This is a genomic window from Microbacterium sp. CPCC 204701, assembly GCF_004010105.1.
In the GTDB taxonomy this organism is placed as follows: Bacteria; Actinomycetota; Actinomycetes; order Actinomycetales; family Microbacteriaceae; genus Microbacterium.
The window spans coordinates 1-4,558 of the sequence record NZ_RRYE01000252.1 but is presented as its reverse complement, the minus strand read 5'-3'; the positions used below and the strand labels follow the sequence as shown (position 1 = coordinate 4,558).

General features: G+C 71.0%; 7 protein-coding genes and 2 pseudogenes. All 9 read right to left on the bottom strand.

Annotated elements, in window-relative coordinates:
• A pseudogene (locus EIO58_RS19355) lies at positions 1-173 on the bottom strand (indole-3-glycerol phosphate synthase TrpC); the annotation flags it as partial.
• Position 174: 1 nt separating this feature from the next.
• Positions 175-405 carry a DUF6704 family protein gene (locus EIO58_RS13215; protein WP_127819932.1) on the bottom strand — a complete coding sequence of 77 codons (231 nt, stop codon included), beginning with the start codon at positions 403-405 and terminating at the stop codon, positions 175-177.
• 65 nt (positions 406-470) lie between these two features.
• On the bottom strand, positions 471-1,064 hold the full coding sequence (locus tag EIO58_RS13210) for a Trp biosynthesis-associated membrane protein (protein ID WP_127819933.1): 594 nt from the start codon (positions 1,062-1,064) through the stop codon (positions 471-473).
• On the bottom strand, positions 1,064-1,429 hold the full coding sequence (gene hisI / locus EIO58_RS13205; protein ID WP_127819931.1) for a phosphoribosyl-AMP cyclohydrolase: 366 nt from the start codon (positions 1,427-1,429) through the stop codon (positions 1,064-1,066). Before hisI ends, EIO58_RS13210 begins: the two co-directional genes overlap by 1 nt.
• Positions 1,426-2,217 carry an imidazole glycerol phosphate synthase subunit HisF gene (hisF, locus tag EIO58_RS13200; protein WP_127819930.1) on the bottom strand — a complete coding sequence of 264 codons (792 nt, stop codon included), beginning with the start codon at positions 2,215-2,217 and terminating at the stop codon, positions 1,426-1,428. Before hisF ends, hisI begins: the two co-directional genes overlap by 4 nt.
• A 16-nt stretch (positions 2,218-2,233) precedes the next feature.
• Positions 2,234-3,076, bottom strand: a complete 843-nt coding sequence (gene hisG / locus EIO58_RS13195) for an ATP phosphoribosyltransferase (protein WP_127819929.1) — start codon at positions 3,074-3,076, stop codon at positions 2,234-2,236.
• Between the two features lie 43 nt (positions 3,077-3,119).
• A complete protein-coding gene (locus EIO58_RS13190; RefSeq protein WP_127819928.1) occupies positions 3,120-3,383 on the bottom strand; it encodes a phosphoribosyl-ATP diphosphatase in 264 nt (87 codons plus the stop codon).
• Between the two features lie 64 nt (positions 3,384-3,447).
• A complete protein-coding gene (gene rpe / locus EIO58_RS13185) occupies positions 3,448-4,143 on the bottom strand; it encodes a ribulose-phosphate 3-epimerase (protein WP_127819927.1) in 696 nt (231 codons plus the stop codon).
• Positions 4,144-4,191: 48 nt separating this feature from the next.
• Positions 4,192-4,558: pseudogene (locus EIO58_RS13180) on the bottom strand (rRNA small subunit methyltransferase B); the annotation flags it as partial.

Sequence of the window (4,558 nt, the reverse complement as noted above, 5' to 3'; positions counted from 1 at the left end):
CTCGCGCGCTTGACCTCGGCGATGATCTTCACGCGGTCGGCGGGTGCCAGGGCGGCCACGACGTCCAGCGCCGGCGGCTGCGCCGCGGCTGCGGCCTCGACATCTGCCAGGGGTCTCGCCGCGGCACGGGCCTCGGCGTCCTCAACCGCGCCGGCCGTGAGGTCGGCGAGCATCTCAGTGCTCTTTCGCGACGTACTTCGAGCCGTTCGCCCCGTAGCCCGCCTTCGCGAGCGCCCAGCCCACGATGAGCCCGACGAGGACGAGTGCCGCGGATGCCCACACGAGGATCGGCATGTCGAGGAAGAAGAACAGCGTGCCGAGCGACACCGCGACGAGCATGATCACGACGGCCGTCCAGGCTGCGGGCGAGTGTCCGTGGCCGGGGTCGCCGATGTTGTTGCTCATGGGTGTCTCCTCGTAGCCTCAAGTCTCGTAGGCGTAGAACGCGCGGGATGTCGCCAGTCTAGCGGTCAGGCCGTAGGGTCCTCGCCACGCGACAGGTCGTCCCAGTCGTCGATCGCGTCGTGCGGGCGCGACCCCGCCGCGGCCGCCGGTCGCGCGTCGTCGTCGGTTCGATAGCGGCGCCCGGTTCCCGACCACGCGCGCGCAGTCGCCAGCGTGAAGGCACCGGCGAGAACGAGCACGACCCACGCGACGAGGGTCACGATGGGCCACGCCGTCGCCGAGATCGAGGTCACGAGCTGCGCCACCGAGGATTCCCCGGCGATGCCTGTCGCCTCGGTGACGACGGAGGCGACGGCGCTGACCGGGCGCTCGAAAGCCACGTTGGCGGTCTGCCAGGCGAGCACCCCCCCGACCACCACCGAGAGCGCGCCGAACACGTACCGCAGCGCGAGGCCGACGATCGACAGCGCCGCACCGAGCGCCATCACGGCGAGGCTCAGCGGTGTCAGCACCGGCACGGCCGTCGCTCCCGGCACTTCGAGCGCGAGGCCGGCTCCGTCGTCGAGCGCGACGGCGAGCCACGTCTGCGTCGCCGAGATGACGCCGAGAGCGCCGCACGCCACTGTCACGGCGACCGCGAGCAGCCGGGCGCGTCGCATCACGCCGACAGCTCCGGACCCGCGACGGCCTCGAGGTCGTCGGCGTCGAAGCACGTCCGCGTCCCGGTGTGACACGCGGCACCGACCTGTTCGACGGCGACGAGGACGGCATCGCCGTCGCAGTCGAGCCGCGCGCCGCGCACCAGCTGGACATGGCCGGAGGTGTCTCCCTTGCGCCAGTACTCCCGGCGCGAGCGCGACCAGAAGGTGACGCGACCCTCGGTCAGCGTGCGACGCAGCGCCTCAGCATCCATCCATCCGAGCATCAGCACCTCGCGGGAGTCCCACTGCTGGATGATGGCGGCGACGAGCCCGTCGTCGTTGAATGCGACGCGCGCGATCCGTTCGTCGACCGTTTCGCTCATGCCGTCACGACCTCTCGCACAGGGATGCCCTCGGCGGTGAGCGCGGCCTTGACGTCGCCGACCGTGAGCTGTCCGGAGTGGAAGACGGATGCCGCGAGCACGGCGTCGGCGCCTGCGGCGATCGCCGGGGCGAAGTCGGCCGCCGTGCCCGCGCCGCCCGACGCGATCACCGGCACGCTGGCGACCTCGCGCATGAGCGACACCAGCTCGAGATCGAACCCCTGTTTGGTGCCGTCCGCGTCGATCGAGTTGACCAGGAGCTCGCCGGCGCCGCGGGCGACCGCCTCGCGCGCCCACTCGAGGGCGTCGAGCGTCGTCTCGGTGCGGCCGCCGTGCGTCGTCACGACGAAGCCGGACGGGATCCGGTCTCCGAGCTCCGCCGAAGCGCGCTTGACGTCCAGCGACAGCACCAGCACCTGTGCGCCGAATCGGTCGGCGATCTCGTCGAGCAGCGAGGGCCGGGCGATCGCGGCGGAGTTGACGCCGATCTTGTCGGCGCCGATCGACAGCAGTCGCGCGACATCGTCTGCGGAGCGGACGCCGCCTCCGACCGTGAGCGGGATGAACACCTCTTCCGCCGTGCGGCGCACGACGTCGTACGTCGTGGCCCGCTCGTCGACCGTGGCGGTGACGTCGAGGAACGTGATCTCGTCGGCGCCCTGACGGAAGTACTCGCGTGCGAGCTCGACGGGGTCGCCCATGTCGCGCAGGTTCTCGAAGTTCACGCCCTTGACGACCCGGCCGGCGGCGACGTCGAGGCACGGGATGACGCGGCATACGAGACTCATGGCATCACCTCGCACATCAGAGCCTCGCGTTGTGGATCGCGGTGACGAGGATGGCACGCGCCCCGATCGCATACAGCGAATCCATGACCTGGTTGACACCCTTGCGCGGAACCATGACGCGCACGGCGACCCACTCCGGGTCGCGCAGCGGCGAGATCGTCGGCGATTCGATGCCGGGGGCGATCTTGACGGCGTCGTCCACCAGGGTCGCCGGCAGGTCGTAGTCGACCATGACGTATCGGCGCGCGACCATGACACCGCGCAGGCGACGCAGAAGCGTGCCGGTGCCCTCCGCCTCGGTCGGCGAGGTGATGAGCACCGCCTCGGATTGCAGCAGCACCGGTCCGAAGATCTCGAGCCCGGCCTGGCGGAGCGTGGTGCCGGTCGAGACGACGTCGGCGACGGCATCCGCCACCCCCAGCCGAACCGCCGACTCGACGGCGCCGTCGAGCGGCACCAGGTCGACCGCGACGCCGTGCTCGTCGAGGAATGCGTCGACGAGCCCGGGATACGCGGTCGCGACACGCGCGCCCTCGAGGTCCTCGACGGTGTCGAATCGTCCAGGCGGGCCGGCGAATCGGAACGTCGAGTCGCCGAAACCGAGCGCCTCGATCTCGCGGGCCCCCGGCATGCGGGCGTCGAGCAGCAGGTCGCGGCCGGTGATGCCGACATCGAGCGCGCCGGAGCCGACATACGTCGCGATGTCTTTCGGGCGCAGGTAGAAGAACTCGACCTCGTTCTGAGGATCGATGACGTGCAGGTCCTTCGGGTCGCGGCGGCCGATGTATCCCGCCTCGTGGAGCATCTCTGAGGCGGTCTCGGCGAGCGAGCCCTTGTTCGGCACGGCGATTCGCAGCATGGCAGCGGGCTTTCGGGTTCGAGGGTGGACGGGCGACGCGCGCTCAGAGATGTCGGTAGACGTCTTCGAGGCTCAGCCCCTTCGCGAGCATGAGCACCTGCAGGTGGTACAGCAGCTGCGAGATCTCTTCGGCTGCCGCATCCGTCGACTCGTACTCGGCGGCCATCCACACCTCGGCGGCCTCTTCGACGATCTTCTTGCCGATCGCGTGCACGCCCGCGTCCAGCTGCGCGACGGTGCCCGATCCCTCGGGTCGCTCAGCCGCCTTCGCGGCGAGCTCGGCGAACAGCGTGTCGAACGTCTTCACCATGCCAGGGTAGCGTCCGCGTGGGACGCCTCGGCTCCGCGTGACGCGTCGAGCGCGGGTCGGATCAGTGCGCGTGGTGCTGTGCCGCGGCTGCGCGGAGGTCTGCGATGGCGTTCGCGCAGTCGGCGGCGCCGAACACCGCGGAACCCGCGACGAAAGTGTCGGCGCCCGCTTCGGCGGCCTGCACGATCGTCGACTCGCCGATGCCCCCGTCGACCTGCAGCCAGACCGATGAGCCGCGACGGCGGGCCTCGTCGGCGAGCCGACGGAGCTTCGGCATGGTCTCGGGCATGAAGGACTGGCCGCCGAAGCCGGGTTCGACCGTCATCACCAGGATCTGATCGAAGTCGTCGAGCAGATCGAAGAGCCCCTCGACGGGCGTCGCGGGCTTGACGGCCACTCCGGCGCGGGCGCCGATGTCGCGGAGGCGCCGAGCGAGGGCAACCGGCTCCTTCGCCGCCTCGAGATGGAACGTGACCGATGCCGCGCCGAGCTCCGCGTAGCCGGGCGCCCAGCGGTCGGGATTCGTGATCATCAGATGCACGTCCAGCGGCACGGGGCTCGTCGACTGGATGCGCTCGACCATCTGCGGGCCGAACGTCAGGTTCGGCACGAAGTGGTTGTCCATGACATCGACGTGCACGAAATCCGCCGTCGCGATGCGCGCGAGCTCGGACTGCATGTTGACGAAGTCGGCGGCCAGGATGCTGGGGTTGATGCGGATGCCGGTGCGGCGGCCGTTGTCGTCGATCGGGGGCACGCGTCCATTATGGTCGAGCGTCGCGCGCCGCCGGTGCGGGCGCCCTCGTCAGGCGCGCCGCAGGAGCGACACCGACATGGCGTCGGTGTTGTGGCGATGCGGCCACAGCTGGGCCCGGCCGCTGCCGTCCGCCTGCGGCGGGAGGCCGGGGTCGGCATCCGCGAGCGATGTCATGACCTCGCGGGCGGACAGCTCCTCCACCGCGCTCCCCCAGGCCCGTCGCACGTCGGCGACGACGCCGGCCGTCTCGGCGAGATGCGGCGAGCAGGTCACGTACGCGACCACGCCGCCCGGGGCGAGGGCGGATACGGCCGCGTCGAGCAGCTCGCGCTGCAGCTCGGTCAGCGACGGGACGTCGCTCGGCGCCTTGCGCCACCGCGCCTCGGGACGACGGCGGAGCGCGCCGAGCCCGGTG

Excerpts from the sequence above, each read along its gene's own strand:
- hisF (WP_127819930.1), bottom strand. The coding sequence starts at position 2,217 with ATGAGTCTCGTATGCCGCGTCATCCCGTGCCTCGACGTCGCCGCCGGC.
- EIO58_RS13215 (WP_127819932.1), bottom strand. The coding sequence starts at position 405 with ATGAGCAACAACATCGGCGACCCCGGCCACGGACACTCGCCCGCAGCC.
- EIO58_RS13210 (WP_127819933.1), bottom strand. The coding sequence starts at position 1,064 with ATGCGACGCGCCCGGCTGCTCGCGGTCGCCGTGACAGTGGCGTGCGGC.
- hisG (WP_127819929.1), bottom strand. The coding sequence starts at position 3,076 with ATGCTGCGAATCGCCGTGCCGAACAAGGGCTCGCTCGCCGAGACCGCC.
- hisI (WP_127819931.1), bottom strand. The coding sequence starts at position 1,429 with ATGAGCGAAACGGTCGACGAACGGATCGCGCGCGTCGCATTCAACGAC.